We start from the raw sequence: 16,898 nt of genomic DNA on the forward strand, positions 1-16,898 counted from the left end.
GTTTATGTTTATGGGTGATCAATCTATTTTTTGGCCATACGATGAAGTCCGAATGAAGGGCGACACCCAAGACTTAAATAAATTCTATCTGACTTGTCCTTGGTTGAGTTTTCAATTCAAAATCGAAAGCCCATTAAATCTCGAGCTTAGATCTGTCATAAAAAAATTAGAATCTGAAATGATCGACCAAGAATGTTTCCAGGTTTTGAATCAGGTATTTTCACAAATTTCAGATTATCCTGTGGCTTACTGTCTACCCCGAAAAGAAAATTTCGGTACCGACACTCACGAACTTCAAGAAAAAAAATTAAACCTAGAAAACCCGCAAAAATCGTTTGAGGATTTATTTCCACACTACAAATCATTTGCTCAAAACCAACTTCCAGCCGAATGGTCCTGGGATGTCGAACAGACTCTCGAGTTCACGAAAACGAAGGGAGGCTATGATCCTCTCAGTTTATTTTCCGTATTGAGACGTTTTCATCTATTGAATGACTTAGAATTCAATGAAACAGGAAAACTTTTCCAACACTTAACAGATTTATCCAATGATCCTGAAAAATTAAAAAAATCCACAGCTCTTGTATTGCGGCAAAATCACTATGTCACAACAAGATGCAAAGAGGTTTTATCCGCCGCAATTCCTATCGCCCAATCAGTAAAAAAAGAAATTGAAGAATTCATCGAAGCGGAGGCTGGGCACGATAGAATCATCATGAAAGGTCTAAAGACTCTCAACCCAAATCCTGAGAACATCGCCGTTTTAGAAGCGTCTACGGTCTTAATGGATTTATTTAAATTTATCGCTCAAAGAAATCTCTTGGCCTTCAGCGCAGTGGTGGATGTTTTTGAACGCACCTCTTATCGAGAAGAAGATCCACTGGCCTCCATTCTAAAAAAAGAAGGAATGCACGAAGCCAGCCGAATGGTGGATATCCACCGAGAAATTAATGATAAAGGCGATCACGAAAACGTCGCGCTAAAATTTTTATCTGCCATGAAACCAGTAAGTAGAGAATATGCAATAGAGACCCTGCGAGTCGCAGAATTGAATACACTGGTCGTACACCAAAATTCAAAAATGATCTTGGAAGCTATAAAAAAATAGCCTGTATTATAAGTAGTTTAGGCAGGCAGCTTGAACACAGATTAGACACCCCGAGGAATAATTTCCAACCTCACTTTAATCTCGGCATTTTTGGTATAATGATGCCAATGAAAACAGTGCTCTTTACTATTCTCATTTTAATTCTAGCCTTATCAAGCCAGTCCTATGCTGACGGTTCTAAGTCTTGCGCTTCACTCTTTCAAGAAGATCTTATAATGGCAAAAGAATCTCAAGTTTTTGCTTTTGCCACAAATTATAGAATGGAGGACATCGAGCCTAATTTGCATAAATTAGAATTGTATGAAGGTGGCTCTAAAAAAGAAGTCCACGTGGGCGATTTTGTCTCCATTACCTTTAAAGAATCTATTGTTGCAGATATGCCCACCACGACAGGTTCCGTAGAAGGCTACATGTTGGGAACAAGAAAAATGATTGATCCCGAGTCCGGAGAAGCTCAGCTTTATTATTTTATTCTAAACCCTAAATTCAACAAGGGTGGAATTAAATCTGCGGATGCCATCTTCGCCTTCACCCTGGAAAATGTCGAACCCTTTGATTCTAAAGTCAGAAAAGATATGAATTATAGATCTAGAAGCAAGATCAACTAAGACTTAGATTTAATTCCAAGACGACCCAAGATTTTCTTCTGAAGATTTGCAAATACCAATTCGTATTCTTCTGTCTTAAGCATAGACGTCATTCCAAAATAAACTGCTACACTCGCACCGATGGTGATCATTAGAGAAATCAATTTTACAGCAAAAGTCTCTCCAAAGTACGCAAGCAAGAGATCATAGCCTTGGATCACAACCATCATGACAACTCCCGCCGCTGAAAATTTCATGACACTTTTGATTAACTTCCAAAGCATCAAATCACCGATCAACATTTTAAAGCCAATCAAGAGCAAGATAAAATTCAATCCAGATGAAATCATACTGGAGGCAGCAAGGCCATTGATCCCGTAGGACTCCATTAAGTATTGAGCCGCAAAGTAATGCACCACCAAACAAATCGATGAAACGATTGCGGGATAGTAAGTATTTTTAATCGCATAAAAACTCGGCGCAATCACGCGGATCCCCCCGAAAGACAAAATCCCCACGGAATAAATCATAAGAATGCTCGAAGTGTTCATCAAATCATAAGTCGTGAACTTCCCTCTAAAAAAAAGCACATCAACAATTGGACGAGCCAAACACCAAACGCCAATGGCACAGGGAACGCTCACGTAGAAAATCATGCGCAGATACTTGTTCGCAGTCTCTACCATCTCTTTCTTCTCATCCTTGCTCCAGTGAGTCGCAAGTGTTGGAAGCAGAGCTGTCCCCAAACTCACCGCAAAAAGCGACAGAGGTAGCTCCAATACGCGGTCAGCCCAGTAGATCCAAGAGTTCGCCCCTTCCTCAAGAGAAGATGCAAATCTCGTATTGATGATAAGCCCAATCTGCATCACTCCAAGACCCAATAAGCCTGGAAGCATGTTCCTAAAAACTTTTAAAACATCAGAATCAAAAATATTTATTGAAAACTTAGGAAGACATTTTAACTTTATCAATTCAGGAATCAGAATCGCCATCTGCAAAAATCCACCAATACTCACACCCCACGCCAGCGATGTGCTCGAAAAATGCAATGGCATATAGGCTGGAAGCAAGGTCGAAATGATCATAGCTACGTTGAATAGGACCGGAGCAAAAGCCGCTAGGGCAAATTTCTTAAAGGCATTAAGAATCGCCATGTAGTACGCGTACACACAAATAAAAAAGCAGAACACAAACATGATCTGAGCCATTTGAACAGTGAGCTCAAACTTTCCTTCGATCGCTAAATAAGCTTCTTCGCCAGCGATGAAATGCACTAGTTGTTCTGAAAAAATAATCCCAAGAGCCGTCAACACAATCAAAATCAAACTCAAAAGGGAGAAGACCCCGCAGGCGAGCTTAAAATCCTTTCCTTCAGCTTTGGATTTGGGATTGGTCATGAGTTCGATAAAGATAGGTATAAAGCTTACAGAGAGGGCACCTTCCCCAAAAAGCCGTCTCAGCATGTTAGGAATTCTAAAGGCCACAAGCCACGCATCAGTCACCGTCCGTGAGAAAAAAGCGCCTAATATCGCATCCCTAAGAAGCCCTAGCAGCCTACTCGAAAAGGTCCCTAAAGCCATATAACTGGCCGATCTGACTATGGTTCTTTCGACCCGGGCCTCTGTAATGGTATTGTGCTTCTGATTATCTTGCATGGCGTATAGAGCTATGGTAGAAACTTTCCTTCGATAAAGCAAGACACTATTTGGAGGTTTCACAGTGGCTACGCATAAGTCATCAGAAAAAAGAGCTCGTCAGGACATTAAAAAATCAGCTAACAACCAAAAGACGTTAAGCAGTGTTCGTACAGCAGAAAAAAAACTTAGAACAGCAATCGCTTCTAAAGACGCTAAAACTGCCGCAGAACTTTTAAAGAAATTTTCTAGCACAATTGATAAAGCTTCTTCAAAAGGCGTTATTCCTGCTAAGACTGCTTCAAGAAAAATATCAAGAGTTTCTACTCAGATTTCTTCACTCTCTTCTAAGTAGTAAGTAGATCAAAGTTTTAAGATTCGAAATAAAGAGCCGACCACAAGGCTGATTTCGAATCTTAAAACTTTTCGAATAATTTCTGAGCAATGTCATCTTTTCTTTGTGAAATAAAGTCTCTTACTTTTCTTCTATCTTCAAAAGTAATATTTGTGAACTCAACACCCACTCGGGCTGTCTTACCTTTTTTGATTTGGTATCTGACTTGAGCCCGAGTCATCACTACGTGACCACCGGGAATAACAAACGAGATAACCATATTGGCTAAACTTTTAAGAGCCACCGAGGTTTCAAAGAGCATCCCTCTTTCACCCAATTCAAAAGAAGCTTCGACAAAATAATTCCCCTGAATCATCACGCCCACTTGAGCCTCAAATGTTCTTCTGGGATATTTTCTATTTTCGATTCCGCCGACTCTTGTTTTTAGCATATTTGATCTATCGGAAGGTATAGACATGCAGACAAGTCCTGTATCGTCTTGATACAGGACTCTTAGAAATCAATTAGATACAGTTGGCAATAAAATTTGATTGTTTAAAATTCCTTGAAAATCCAACCATTTTTTTGAACTGGAAATTTCACCGGAATTCATATCGGGCTTTGTGCAATAGCGGGTATAAAAAACGCGATGACTGATATTTGCATAATCATAATCTTTTCCGTTACCAATAAAGAAACTGATGCAAGCGATGGCGTTCTTACCGTTATCCCATTCAATTTCTAAGTCTTCTAGGAGAAAACTATCTTTATCTAGTTTGTTAATTTCAAATCTATTAGTATCAACCTCTTTACCGCCATATTTGACCTTCAAATTATAACACGGCTTAGACTCATGACCCATCGGTCCTTCAGATATTGATTCAAGAATTGTAAGATCTCGGTGACATGTCGCATCCATCGATACAAAAGACACTTCATGACCTGTGGTAGTCCCTATTTTTAGTACTCTACCATCTAAAGACAACAGCTGGGATCCAGCCATAGCAAATTGAGGGATTATAAATAAAACAGTAAGAAGGATTATACTTTTAAATTTCATTTTCTAGTTCCTTTCTTCACATGAGATAGGTAAATCTGTTTTAGCGTTAGTCATAGAATAGACAGCAAAAGTCTTAGCAGTTCCATGTATAGTTCTAGATTGAATTGATGAAATTTCGATAGCAGTACCAAAAGCATTTAGAGTAACAGTCGGCTGAAGAACTTTTGTTTTATCGGGGTTAAAACAACGAGGTCTAGAAACAACAAGACTTCCTTTTGATTTTTGGCCATTGTAATTACAGCTCAAATTTTTGTTTATCAAAGAGTTTGCAAGCTCCACATCACCTGCGTAAGTCCCTTGCTGGCAGGCCCATACTGGCGTGGATGCCATAATTATTGCGATTAAAAATGTTTTCATAGATTCTTCTCCTTCTTTAAAGCCTTTGCTTATATTATAGGTTTTTATAATTATCATATTTATTATTAATTTTAATAAATTTTAATTAAGGATCATACATTGAAATTATTATTTATACTGTAAGATATTGAAATTGCTTAATAATAATTTGATTTATTATTTTTACAATCGATGTTATTATTAATAAATAATGCATTCAAAAAAAATTTTGAAAGATAGATGAAAAAAAATACTTCTACCGTAAAAATTCAAAATCCTTCCGTAGAAATTCAAATTCTAGAAGCATATTCTCGCCTCCAATACAAAAAAGGAGCAAACGATGTTGTTCTGCAAGACTTAGCAGATGAAGTCGGCGTGGCCTTTGGAACAGTAAGATATCATTTTAATGAAAATGGAAAAGATGTAGGACAAGAAGCTGTGCTGCACGTACTTAAAACAGCCTATGCTTATATTGATGAACATTTATTTAAGGCTCGCTCGACAAAAAACTTTAATCCCATAAAATCTTACATCCAAATCATGTTCAATTGGGTTCGAGAATTTCCTGCCGAAAGCAGTTTGATAATACACTACTATTATCTTTGCTCTACCCAGTTAGAGCAAATCATTCCAAATCAAATTTTTTTGGAAAGAGCACGCCTGAGAATCGAAGCACTTATCCACGAATCCGTTGGTCGAAAAATATATACTTCTCCAAATGATGTTTCATCTCTTGCCTTACAAATTCACATGACACTATTGGGCGCCTGTATGGTAGTAGGCACCCAAAGAAATGATAAAGAATTCGACCTTCAAGTTAAGCTTTGCCAAGACATCATAGATCAAATTTTAATGAAGGTTTAATCGGAATTGGCCAAACCCAGCCTACGCTCCAATGATTTTTTAAACTGCACACCATTCAAGATTAAGATGTATTCAGTATTATTAGTTTCCGGTACATATATAGATTCTTGAAGACTAAATCCGTATCGCTTTTGGTAAAGCTTTAAATGTGCCTGACTAGTTGCGTGCACAATAAAAGTAGCATCTGGATACCGAGTTAAATAATAATCATAGAGAAAGAGCTCAATCGCCTTTAATGAACGATCTCGAACCTGTGAAGAACCTTCTAAAGATAACTTTCCAAGCTCGAATACGGGAGCATAAGGATCTACTTTTCTCATTTGCTTAATAGTATCGATAAACTTTACAAAAATTCCTCTCGAATTAAAAATGGCTTCAAAAGGTAAAGTGGGCGAGATCTCTGTATACCAAGGCATAAAGAAAAAATCATCGACTCTTTTAGGAGTTCCATCGAAAACTCGTATGGTACCTACAACTTCATTCAATCTCGATTGCGAGTAATCCGCAAAAACCAATCCATATGACTGTCTCCACTCTGACAACCCTTCTTCAACTTTCTTTCCTTGGTTTATAGTTTCTCTTTTTATTTTGCCTTCATAATTTTTGTAAACATTTGCAAAGAAGCGCTGATCTGCCCCCGGCAACCCCATTGTTTTGTTAACAGCAAAATACGGGAGATCATTAAAAGGATTAATCTGAAAGGTTGTGGCCTTACCTAATGCTCGCAATCTCCAATAAGTTTTTTCGAAGCTAGAAATATTTTCTGGTCTATCGACCACCCAAGCTATGTGTAAATCAGGCTTTGAAACACCATCCCCCATCAATAAATTTCTGAATATATTACTTCTCTCCTCTGTGGTTAGAGCTTCTTTGCTGCTGATCCTTAAGCGCTCACTTTGAAGATCAAATGCTTTATCAAACTCAACAAATCTATTTTTCTGTTTAAATATAAACAGAATACTTTCGTGCTCTCTGTGAATACTTTCAATGGTCCGAGTTAGGTCAAAATCGGTATGATAATCATTATTTGAGTTTAAAATGTAGGGAGATTTTTTAACTTCTAAAAGAATCGATTTTTTTGATTTTCCAAGCAAAATACTAGCCAAAATATATTTAGTAAAATCAAATTCATTTTTTATAGATTGATAATTTTGAAACTCAGGATTTTTATAAGGAAATTGGTTATTACTTATTTTAATATTATATTGTCTTTCCAAGTACCGCAGAAAAATAAAGGCATCATCATTTCTCCAATTGGTTGCAACTTTAGCTTCTTGCAAAGCCCATATCAAACTCACAATATCTGTATTTTGTTTAATTAATTTTACAGCATAATATTCAAGCTGTTCAAAAGACTCTATATGTTCGGGCTTCAGAACATTTTCTTGATTCAACCCAAACAAAGCACGACAACTCGGTGTCGAAGCCCACAAAGGACAAAAAAAGGCAGTCAGTGTTAATAAAATCAACACTTTGACATGAATATATCTAATGACTAGCCCACACATAACTTACAAATCCTTACAGACTTATAAATATGCAAACCTCATACTCAAATAGCGAGGCTCATAAGCGTATCAACGAGGAAGTTTTGAGAGGCGACAGATGAACTCTTAAGATTACGATCAGTCTCCAAAAGCTTTTGGTAGGCCTTTGTAAGCTTATTGTACGGCCAGTCTTTTGAGTTTTGGACGTATTGATTTACGAAGTACGGAGGAACTCCAACATAGGAACTTAGTGCTGGGCCGTTCATTCTTTTTTGAAGTGCTTCTTGAGTGAGAAGTAAAATTCTCATATGTCTTGTGATCATGGCAAGAATTCCGACTTCGCTCTCCCCTTGATCTAACAAATATTTTTGAATTTTAAGAGCTTTTTCAGTTTGTTTTGCGGCGATAGCATTTGTTAGCTCAAAAACTGAATCCATTCTGTATTTTGATACTACAGCTTCGATATCAGAGATTTCGATTTCTTTTTTCTCACCGATAAAAAGTGAAAGTTTATTAATTTCGTTATTGAGATCGATCAAGCGATTTCCAACTAAATTCTGAAGTGCGAGCGCCACCGTAGGTGCGATATTTTTTCCATAGGCTCTTGTAATACGGTCAATCCAGCTTGGAATGTAACGATCAGAAACTTCTGGGAATTCGATTACAGTCATTTTTTTAAAAAGGTCCTTAAAGATTTTCTTTCTTTGATCAACACTTTCAAATACCGCTACAAAAATGGTAGTGTCGATAGGAATAGAAACATACTCTGCGATTTTTTCTAATTCAGCGGACTTTAAAAGATGTGCGTCCTTTAAGATCACCAATCTTTTTTGTCCCATCATCGGAAGTGTTTCTAGAGCAGCGCCAAGATCTTCGACGTCAAGCTCTCCACCGTAAAAATTATCTAAGTTAAAATCTGCTAGTGAATCTTCAAATACTTTTGCTTTGATTCTTTTCAGAGCGTCTTCTGCTAGAAAGACTTCTTCTCCGTAAAATAAATAGAATGGATGAGTATCACCCTTCTCTACGTGCTTTACAAATTGATCAAAGTTCCATGAAGCCATCTTTAAAAGTTCTCCGTCATACGCTCATAAGCCTCGGCCATCATATCATTTGCAACTTGCTGAATGTTTTGAATCTTAGCACTTTGATTGTAAAGAGGATTGGCCGTGTTCAGCACTTCTTTGGTGATCACAGGTGCAGGGTAACGTTTTTCACCTTGCACGCCACCTTCCCAGAGAACCGCCATATCAGAGCTGCGAACAAGTTTAATTGTTGCTTCCACTAAAATACGATATTCTTTGGATAACACTGTTCCTACAGGAAGAGTTCCGAAACCATCTGTTTTGTTTGATATCTCTGTACCCAAAACATAATCAATCTTTGTGATCTCACCCATCAAGATGGCTTGCGATTCTTCTTTGGAAGTCACATGAGCTAAGCTTGATTTTTCCACTTCCATAATCATAGATTGAGTGAAAAAATTTTCAATAGTCACCTCTTGAGTTTTATTGGTGAAAACTGGCACAGCAATCAAATGATAGCCACCAGGAATACGTCTTTCTGGTGAACCAAAACGGTAGGCACACGAGCTAACAAGGCTTCCACAAAGCACCAAGAATATTAGAACGACTAAAGTTTTTTTCATTCTGGAATAATTTCCTTTATAAAAATAAAACATTAAAGACTTGCTTACTCAAGGAAAAGTTATAAAAATCAAGACCGGCTTCAGGCCAACAAAGGTGAAGATGTTTTCATTCCTAAAAAGAAGTCAGGCGCGTACACAAAATGAGCAACAACTGCCACTGGTTATGACACCAGGTCCTGTACTCGTTCCTAAAGCTATCATGGAAGCCATTGCCCTCCCCATCATTCACCACAGAACTGAAGCCTTTGAGAAAGATCTTGGCTGGGTACTCGAAAACTTACCAAAAATTTTTAAAACCAAAGAACGCGCATATATTCACAACTCCACAGGCTCTGGAGCGATGGAATCCGCATTGGTGAACACAGTTTCTCCAGGTGAAACTGTGTTGAGCATTGTCTGTGGAAAATTTGGCGAACGTTTCGGGGAAATTGCAAAAAGCTACGGCATGAACGTTATCACTCACAACGTAGAGTGGGGAAAATCTTTTAAAACTTCAGACATCGAAAAATTATTGCAGCAGCATCCAGAAATTAAAGCCATCACTTGCCAAGCTTGCGAAACCAGCACAGCAGTTCTGAATCCCATTCAGGAATTGGGTAAAGTTGTCGCCAAGACCAATGCAATTTTGATTGTGGACGCAATTACCGCTCTTGGCGCTACAAATCTTGATATGGATGCTTGGAATCTAGACGTGGTTGTTGGCGGATCACAAAAAGCATTTATGCTTCCTACTGGAATTGCTTTTATAGCCTTCTCTAAAAAAGCATGGGCTCGGGTGGAAACTTCAAAGTCACCAAGATATTATTGGGACATCCGCTTAGAGAAAAAAGCCAACGAGAAAAATCAAACATATTTTAGCTCTCCGGTAACTCACATCAGAGCCCTAAAGACTGCTCTCGAAATTATTTTCAAAGTCGGAGCCAATCAATTTATTGAAAGACATTTGATGATTGCAGAGGCACTCAGACAAGCCGGAACAGCGATGGGCTTACAAGTGTATGCAGAAAACCCAAGCTCTACAGTGACGGCATTCAAACTTCCTGACAATATCAACGGTGAAAAAGTTCAAAAGATCATGGAAGACAAACACAGAATTACAATCGCTGGTGGCCAAGATCATTTGAAAGGAAAAATCATTCGCATTGGCCATATGGGAGCCATTGAAAAAGAGCATATGGTGCTCACTTTAGAAAAATTAGCTCTCACTCTCAAAGAGCTGGGCATGAACATCGATTCAGGGAAAGCTACAGCCATCCTCAATGAAAAGTTAAAACATCTTAAACCCCTCCCACATATCCAAACACACTCGGAGGTATAAAGATGAAACCAAAACTTCTCGTCACAGATAGATTCTCCATCGAAGCTGAAGCACATTTAAAAGCTCACTTTGAAGTTTCAAGATCTGAGATTCATAATCCCACAAAAGAAGAATTGGAAGGCGTAAAAGCTCTTATCATCAGATCGCGTACAAAAATCACAAAAGAATTCTTAGAGACAGCTCCAGATTTACAACTGATAGTTACTAGCACCAGTGGGTATGACCACATTGATTTCGAAGAAACCATAAAAAGAAATATCAAAGTTTCCTATACACCAGAAGCCAACGCACAAAGCACTGCCGAGCTCACAATCTTACTTATGCTCTCGTGCGCAAGAGAAATAAATCTCACAAATCAAATGATGAGAAACGCAAATTGGAAACGCAATGAGATAAAAGCTTTCGAGCTCTCAGGGAAAACTTTAGGCATCGTGGGACTCGGAAGAGTAGGTTCAAGAGTTTCAAAAATCGCAAATGCTATGAACATGAAAGTTTACGCCTATGATCCTTACAAAGAAGACGAAGAGTTTCAAAAATTAAATGTACTAAGACTCGGCTACACTGAGATCTTAAGAATGTGCAATGTTGTGACTTATCATGTGCCGTCCACAAAAGAGACTTACCAAATGCTCAATCGAAGACTCTTTGAAGATTCTCTTCCCGGGATGATTGTGATCAATGCCTCTCGTGGTGATGTGATCAACGAACAAGATATTCTCTATGGACTAGAAACAGGAATGATCGAGCGCGCTGGCCTTGATGTCTTCGTCAAAGAACCACTGCCTAAGGATTCACCACTCATTACGCATCCCAAAGTTGTAACGACACCTCACATCGGGGCAACGACGGACGAAGCCTTTTTGGCATCTAGCATAATGGCTGCCGACAGATGCATCGAGTATTTTACATCTAAAAAACTATCTGATGAGCTTCCAGCACAAGCTCCATGGTGGAAGTATCAATTCCGTAGAAATTCTTAAAACTCAGGTTGAATCATTTCATCTTGTTCGATAGTTTTTATTAGCACCGCTTAAAATTCTAACGAAAAGGACAAATTCAAATGTCAGGTATAGTCGTGGTCGGCGCCCAATGGGGCGATGAGGGCAAGGGTAAAGTTGTTGATGTATTCTCTGCACAAGCAGATTTTGTAGTTCGCTATCAAGGCGGAGCAAACGCAGGACACACTTTAGTTGTTAACGGCAAAAAAACAGTTCTCCATCTTATTCCATCAGGAATTCTACATCCAAAAGTGACCTGTATTATTGCTTCAGGTGTAGTGATCGATATCGAATCCCTGCTTAACGAAATCAGAGCCTTGAAGGTTTCAGGATTTATTTCTAGAGAAGGACAACTTCTGATCTCTGATTCTGCGACAATCATTCTTCCTTATCATAAAGAACTCGATAAAGCGCGCGAAGAGGCTTTGGGAAATGAAAAGATCGGAACAACTGGAAAAGGCATCGGCCCTGCGTACGAAGACAGAGCTGCAAGAAGAGCGATTCTTTTCCAAGACATCTTCGATAAGAAAACTTTAAAAGTAAAAATCGAAAAATCATTGGAAGAGAAAAACTACTTACTCGAAAAGTATGGTAAAAAACCAGTTGATGCAGAGGAAGTTTATAAGCTTGCTACAAAATGCGCGGAAGAACTCGCTCCGTTCAGATGCAGTGATGCATCTACCGTAATTTACAACGCTATGCGTTCAAGAAAGCGTGTTCTTTTTGAAGGTGCTCAAGGAACTCTTTTAGATCTTCTTCATGGAACATATCCATTTGTAACTTCTTCATCGACGGTAGCAGGATCAGCTTGTATCGGAGCCGGCATTGGTCCAACAGATATTTCTAAAGTGATCGGCATTATGAAGGCCTACAACACGCGCGTAGGCTCTGGTCCTTTCCCGACGGAACTTGATAACGAAATCGGTGAAAAGATTCGGGAGAACGGCGCTGAATTCGGCGCAACTACAGGTCGCATGAGACGCTGTGGTTGGTTGGATTTAGTAGCTCTTAAATATGCGATTCGTATCAATGGAATTTCATCTCTAGCTCTTATGAAAATCGATGTGCTCGATGACTTTGAAGAAATAAAAATTTGCACGCACTATGAAATCGACGGCAAAAAAGCGGATCATTTGCCTTCGACGCTCGAGGGGCTTGCTGATTTAAAACCTGTGTACAAAACTTTCAAAGGTTGGAATCAAAAATTAACAGAGATCAGATCCGTAAAAGAACTTCCTAAAGAAGTGGCTGATTATGTGCAGTTTATAGGCACGGAAATTGGAATTCCAATCGATGTGATCTCGGTTGGCCCAGATCGTGAGCAAACTCTGTGGATCAAACCGTTATTTACGGATTAATTTATAAATTAGTCGTCAATAATTATTGACTCGAGTTTGGTAATTACATAATTTGTTTTTTCTCTGAATTTAAACGTTTGGACAAAATGGGCCAATAGCTCAGCTGGTAGAGCATATCCCTTTTAAGGATAGGGTCGCAGGTTCGAATCCTGCTTGGCTCACCATTTTTTCTCAAACGAATTCTCCAGATGTTCCCATCGTCTAGTGGCCTAGGACACCTCCCTTTCACGGAGGATACAGGGGTTCAAATCCCCTTGGGAACGCCAATCATCACGGCCCTCATTTAATTTGATTTGAGCTAAAACACGAAATGGCTTTCGCAAGTCATATCACTGATCAAGACGCAGGGTTTTTCACCAGCCTGTTAATAATATTTGTTTTGTATTTTAATTAAAATTATTTAAAATAAAGCTTCCCCATTAAAAACCATAATAAGTGAATGGTAATAGGATATATATGACAAGGTTGTTTTTTCTTTTTTTATGTTTTAACTTTTCCACTTGGGCTTTAGCTCAAGAAGAATCTAAATCCACACAAGAGGCCGGTACATCCAGCCCTCCAATTGAAGATCTCAGCGCTCTTTCCTTAGAAGATCTTATGAAGATTGAGGTGGCTCTTCCCTCAAAAAAGAAACAATCTCAGCAATCAGCCGCAGCCATTCTATCTGTCGTTACGAGAGAGGATATTGAGCTTTATGGAATGAGAGACTTATCAGAAATTCTAAGACTTGTGCCTGGTTTTGAGTTCGGGCTGGATACCCTTGCGATTGTGGGACTTGGATCTCGCGGAGTTTGGGTTCATGAAGGTAAAGCCTTGATTATGATTAATGGAATAATGGTAAATGAACAAGGGTTTGGAAACGTAAACATTTTAGGTGCATTTCCCGCAGCCATGATTGAAAAGGTAGAAATCATCCGAGGTCCAGGCAGCGCTGTTTACGGCGGCGTTGCCGAAGCTAACGTTATCAATATCATTACTCGCTCCGGAAAAGATTTAAGCGGAGGCGTAGTGAATGCAGAAGCTGGTCTTATGGTAGATGAATTTACAAAAAATGGAAATATAGCTTACGGCAAGCTCACGGATACCGTGGAGTATTCATTCCATTTAGGAAGATCAATAAGACCTTTTTCTAGTAAACAGTGGAAGGACTTTTTTGGAGCCTCGATGGATTTTAATCAAGCCAATATGGGACGTGATTGGCAGCATTTAATTACAGAAATGAAATACAAGGAAAACTTAGTTCTTCGTTACAACAAAGTTTCCATGGATATTATAGCCAAGAGTGGAATTGGTATAGCGAATGATCCTTTCAATAGCATTTACCCTGATCGACTGAATGTCGATAATAATGCAATTGATCTTCAGTATACGATAGCGCCCAGCTCTAAATTGAATTTGGCTACAACACTTACGTACATAGAGGTCGGGTTCAGCGGGTCGCCTAAAAACAAAGTTAGAAATTACAAGGGAGAAGTAAGAGCGAGCTATGATCTCTCTGAAGATTCTCAACTATCTGCGGGTACCGGCTACATTATGGATTGGGCGAGGAGCATCTACGGCGATGGAAGTCCGGGACTCCACACCTCTCCAGGTTTAGATAAATATAGTGTCGGTAATGAGTCTCATTATGCTTTTTTGCAGTGGATCCAATCCATGGATAAATTCAATTTTACTGTAGGCGGGCGTTATGAGAATACAATTTTTGGAGACGCCGTTGCTCCACGAGTTGGCATTACCTATACCAATGAGGCTTTCAATTCTAAGCTTCTTTATGGGGGATCTTACCGTGTTCCATTCACCCTGCAAGCCTTTGGTAATGCTAACGCTACAAATCCTAGTGATTTTCGCCCTGAAAAATCAGAAACTTGGGAGTATGAAATTAGTTATCTTTTCCAAAGAAATCTTTCTGCGAAATTGAATATTTTTTATCTTGAAATAAAAGATGTCATCACTTTTGATAACACACAATTTTTATACTTAAACCAAGGAAAAGTTGCAAATGAAGGTATTGAAGGCGAAGTTCAATATCGTTTGTCTAATATCGGTGGCTTCTTTAACTTCTCTTATGTTAGGCCGCGTTCAGAAACTTCTTCTGGATACGTAACTAATGACAAAGAACATTTCCTTGGCTTACCCCACTATAAACTAAATCTTGGTGGGTATTGGATTTGGGGAAAGTTTCAATTAGGCCCAACATTAACTTATCTATCTACTCGCTACGGTCAAACGGCAGTTTCGGCGAATAGCGGTGGCGCTGACCTAAGTTATAAATCTTATGATGCGATTTTATTGACCAATGTCACTTTGAATTGGCATGGGCTCGGCAAAGATACTGATGTTAGACTCAGTGTAAATAATCTTTTTGACGAAGATTATTTACTAATACAACCTTTTTATAGTGGACACGCACCTATGCCTGCATTCGACAGAGAAGTTCTTCTTAGTCTAGAAGCACGCTTATAAGCGATCAATATCACTACAAGATTGGATTCCAAAGGCCTTCATAGATCTCGTTCATAAAGTTGACTTGGCTCAGACCATCAAACCTAGAGTACCCAAAGAGCTCTCTGACATATGTCCAATTTTTCTGCTCTACGTGAGCATTGTCGTTTTTCTGATAAGGTCTTCGTCTTACAAAGTTTACTCTGTTCTTATGATTAAAAAAGCAAGAGTGAAGATCGTGGTTTAAAAATTCATTTCCGTTATCTGATGCAAAACCTTTCACCTCAAATGGCAGAGCCAATTCAATCGATTTAATTGCACTAATACGATTTCACGCAGGCTTTCTACCCTTAACCTTAAAATCTTCATTTAAAAGCCTTATGGCGTGTTTTCTAGAGATATCGCAAACTTCCCTTTCGGTATCATTTTCAATGAGGCAACTCGGGCAAGAGAAGATTTGATTCTTTGGCACGTTAAATGAATATCTTAGTCAGAGAATCAATGTTTTTTGTGGATGTGAAGATAATGGCGATATGATTGTGTTTGTTTGTCTAAAAACTTTACGAGTGATTGACAGATTGACAGATTGACAGATTGACAGATTGACAGATTGACAGATTGACAGATTCAAATCTTACCATTTTGGTTAGGTTTGAGTAAAGCCTATTTGAACAATAGTGTTGGGCTACAGTTGCTGTGCTAATTCGACTGAGAAATTGTCGTGTTTATTTTTAATGTCTACGGAGGTAGATCCCCTATATGAAAATTAATAATTTTGTGCTTTTCTTTTTGATAATTTTTTCCGTTGTTGCAAAAGCCGATGATCCCAAATCTCTTGATGCGGCGATGCGCAGCCGTTGGATTCAAATAGAGTACTTACTAAAAAATCCGCGACTGCAATTAGAGAAGCGAAAAGATCTTACTCGTGAATTAGCTGAAGAATATATATCTGACCAACGGTGGCAAGAGGCCATTTGGATTTTAAGAGAAAATGGTAATACAGAGCAAGCCGAAATTTTAGAGCGAAGACTAGCAGAGAAAATGACGCAAGGTCAGATTGAGGTTATTCATAAATTCGAGGGTAGCAAGGAAGCGGCTCGTATAGTGCGTATTCAAGGGACGAATATTTACGGCATTATCAAATTAAACTCGAGTTATTTCGGGTTCGAGATCGCAGCATATAAGCTTGATAGAATTCTCAAACTAAATTTGGTTCCATTCACCATTGAGCGCATTCTACCAGATGGCAGGCGCGGCTCTATCCAATATTTTATTCGAGATGCTGTAGAAGCACGGGAATCATTGGGCGTTGTTGGCTTTCCGAGCAAAGAACAAAAAAAGCAAACTGAGTTTAGATATTATGGCTATCCAACGTCACAAAAGAATATGTGGCTTTTGGACTATCTTATTGTAAATCTTGATAGGCACGGGCGCAATTGGCTTTGGCATCTTGGGGAACAGCATTTAAGGCCTGTTGCTATTGATCATGGGATTTCGTTTGGCCGAGGTGCTTCGGAAAAGGGAGTCAACTTTGAATATGAAAATTTACCAGATAGCGAGATGGTCCAAAATTTGAAACAACTGTCTCTTGAAAAATTACGTAATGAATTTACAAACCTGATAGGTGCAGATAACGTCACGAAACTTTTTAAAAGAAAAATACAAGTGGTTAGAGCCGCAAACTCAATGTCCCCTTTTTCTTGTCAGAGTTTGTTTCTTTAACT

At 38.8% G+C, this 16,898-nt stretch carries 17 protein-coding genes and 2 tRNA genes; 11 read left to right on the forward strand and 8 right to left on the reverse strand.

The features are described from left to right. Positions 1-4: 4 nt before the first annotated feature. Positions 5-1,108, forward strand: coding sequence for a hypothetical protein (locus tag V4596_06210; protein ID MES2768724.1), 1,104 nt, complete (start codon positions 5-7; stop codon positions 1,106-1,108). Positions 1,109-1,215: 107 nt separating this feature from the next. Beyond that, positions 1,216-1,716, forward strand: coding sequence for a hypothetical protein (locus V4596_06215; protein MES2768725.1), 501 nt, complete (start codon positions 1,216-1,218; stop codon positions 1,714-1,716). On the opposite strand, the gene murJ is transcribed toward V4596_06215, so the two are convergent. Further along, positions 1,713-3,350 carry a murein biosynthesis integral membrane protein MurJ gene (gene murJ, locus V4596_06220; GenBank protein ID MES2768726.1) on the reverse strand — a complete coding sequence of 546 codons (1,638 nt, stop codon included), beginning with the start codon at positions 3,348-3,350 and terminating at the stop codon, positions 1,713-1,715. The two genes, V4596_06215 and murJ, sit on opposite strands and share 4 nt — an antisense overlap. Positions 3,351-3,414: 64 nt before the next feature. Here murJ and rpsT point away from each other — a divergent pair, with 64 nt between their 5' ends. Then, positions 3,415-3,684 carry a 30S ribosomal protein S20 gene (rpsT, locus tag V4596_06225; GenBank protein ID MES2768727.1) on the forward strand — a complete coding sequence of 90 codons (270 nt, stop codon included), beginning with the start codon at positions 3,415-3,417 and terminating at the stop codon, positions 3,682-3,684. 61 nt (positions 3,685-3,745) lie between these two features. Here rpsT and V4596_06230 read toward each other — a convergent pair whose 3' ends face one another. The 3 genes from V4596_06230 to V4596_06240 form a co-directional block, all read right to left on the reverse strand. After that, positions 3,746-4,114: a PilZ domain-containing protein gene (locus tag V4596_06230; GenBank protein ID MES2768728.1), complete on the reverse strand. Its 369-nt coding sequence runs from the start codon at positions 4,112-4,114 to the stop codon at positions 3,746-3,748. A 69-nt stretch (positions 4,115-4,183) separates the two neighbouring features. After that, on the reverse strand, positions 4,184-4,723 hold the full coding sequence (locus V4596_06235; GenBank protein MES2768729.1) for a hypothetical protein: 540 nt from the start codon (positions 4,721-4,723) through the stop codon (positions 4,184-4,186). Positions 4,724-4,726: 3 nt separating this feature from the next. Continuing rightward, positions 4,727-5,080, reverse strand: coding sequence for a hypothetical protein (locus tag V4596_06240; protein MES2768730.1), 354 nt, complete (start codon positions 5,078-5,080; stop codon positions 4,727-4,729). 219 nt (positions 5,081-5,299) lie between these two features. Between V4596_06240 and V4596_06245 the strand changes: the two genes are divergently transcribed. Beyond that, positions 5,300-5,923, forward strand: coding sequence for a TetR/AcrR family transcriptional regulator (locus V4596_06245; protein ID MES2768731.1), 624 nt, complete (start codon positions 5,300-5,302; stop codon positions 5,921-5,923). Here V4596_06245 and V4596_06250 read toward each other — a convergent pair. The 3 genes from V4596_06250 to lptE all read right to left on the reverse strand — a co-directional run bounded on the left by V4596_06250 (position 5,920) and on the right by lptE (position 9,058). After that, positions 5,920-7,395 (reverse strand): hypothetical protein, encoded by a 1,476-nt coding sequence (locus tag V4596_06250; protein ID MES2768732.1) that lies wholly within the window; start codon positions 7,393-7,395, stop codon positions 5,920-5,922. The two genes, V4596_06245 and V4596_06250, sit on opposite strands and share 4 nt — an antisense overlap. 80 nt (positions 7,396-7,475) lie before the next feature. Then, the gene (gene holA, locus V4596_06255; protein ID MES2768733.1) at positions 7,476-8,474 is read right to left on the reverse strand and encodes a DNA polymerase III subunit delta; all 999 of its coding nucleotides are present in this window, start codon (positions 8,472-8,474) and stop codon (positions 7,476-7,478) included. A gap of 2 nt (positions 8,475-8,476) precedes the next feature. Further along, positions 8,477-9,058, reverse strand: a complete 582-nt coding sequence (gene lptE, locus V4596_06260; GenBank protein MES2768734.1) for an LPS assembly lipoprotein LptE — start codon at positions 9,056-9,058, stop codon at positions 8,477-8,479. 100 nt (positions 9,059-9,158) lie between these two features. Here lptE and V4596_06265 point away from each other — a divergent pair, with 100 nt between their 5' ends. The 6 genes from V4596_06265 to V4596_06290 all read left to right on the forward strand — a co-directional run bounded on the left by V4596_06265 (position 9,159) and on the right by V4596_06290 (position 15,195). After that, the gene (locus V4596_06265; protein MES2768735.1) at positions 9,159-10,376 is read left to right on the forward strand and encodes an alanine--glyoxylate aminotransferase family protein; all 1,218 of its coding nucleotides are present in this window, start codon (positions 9,159-9,161) and stop codon (positions 10,374-10,376) included. 2 nt (positions 10,377-10,378) lie between these two features. Continuing rightward, positions 10,379-11,356 carry a hydroxyacid dehydrogenase gene (locus tag V4596_06270; protein MES2768736.1) on the forward strand — a complete coding sequence of 326 codons (978 nt, stop codon included), beginning with the start codon at positions 10,379-10,381 and terminating at the stop codon, positions 11,354-11,356. 80 nt (positions 11,357-11,436) lie between these two features. Further along, positions 11,437-12,732: an adenylosuccinate synthase gene (locus V4596_06275; protein ID MES2768737.1), complete on the forward strand. Its 1,296-nt coding sequence runs from the start codon at positions 11,437-11,439 to the stop codon at positions 12,730-12,732. 88 nt (positions 12,733-12,820) lie between these two features. Then, positions 12,821-12,896, forward strand: a tRNA-Lys gene (locus tag V4596_06280). 26 nt (positions 12,897-12,922) lie between these two features. After that, positions 12,923-12,998 (forward strand) — tRNA-Glu (locus tag V4596_06285). Between the two features lie 190 nt (positions 12,999-13,188). After that, the gene (locus V4596_06290) at positions 13,189-15,195 is read left to right on the forward strand and encodes a TonB-dependent receptor plug domain-containing protein (GenBank protein MES2768738.1); all 2,007 of its coding nucleotides are present in this window, start codon (positions 13,189-13,191) and stop codon (positions 15,193-15,195) included. A 13-nt stretch (positions 15,196-15,208) separates the two neighbouring features. Here V4596_06290 and V4596_06295 read toward each other — a convergent pair whose 3' ends face one another. Further along, complete coding sequence (locus V4596_06295; protein MES2768739.1) at positions 15,209-15,457, reverse strand: hypothetical protein; 249 nt, start codon at positions 15,455-15,457, stop codon at positions 15,209-15,211. 476 nt (positions 15,458-15,933) lie between these two features. Here V4596_06295 and V4596_06300 point away from each other — a divergent pair, with 476 nt between their 5' ends. Next, positions 15,934-16,896, forward strand: a complete 963-nt coding sequence (locus V4596_06300) for a hypothetical protein (GenBank protein ID MES2768740.1) — start codon at positions 15,934-15,936, stop codon at positions 16,894-16,896. Positions 16,897-16,898: the final 2 nt, after the last annotated feature.

The sequence above is a fragment of the Bdellovibrionota bacterium genome, from assembly GCA_040386775.1.
Classification (GTDB): Bacteria; Bdellovibrionota; Bdellovibrionia; order Bdellovibrionales; family JAEYZS01; genus JAEYZS01.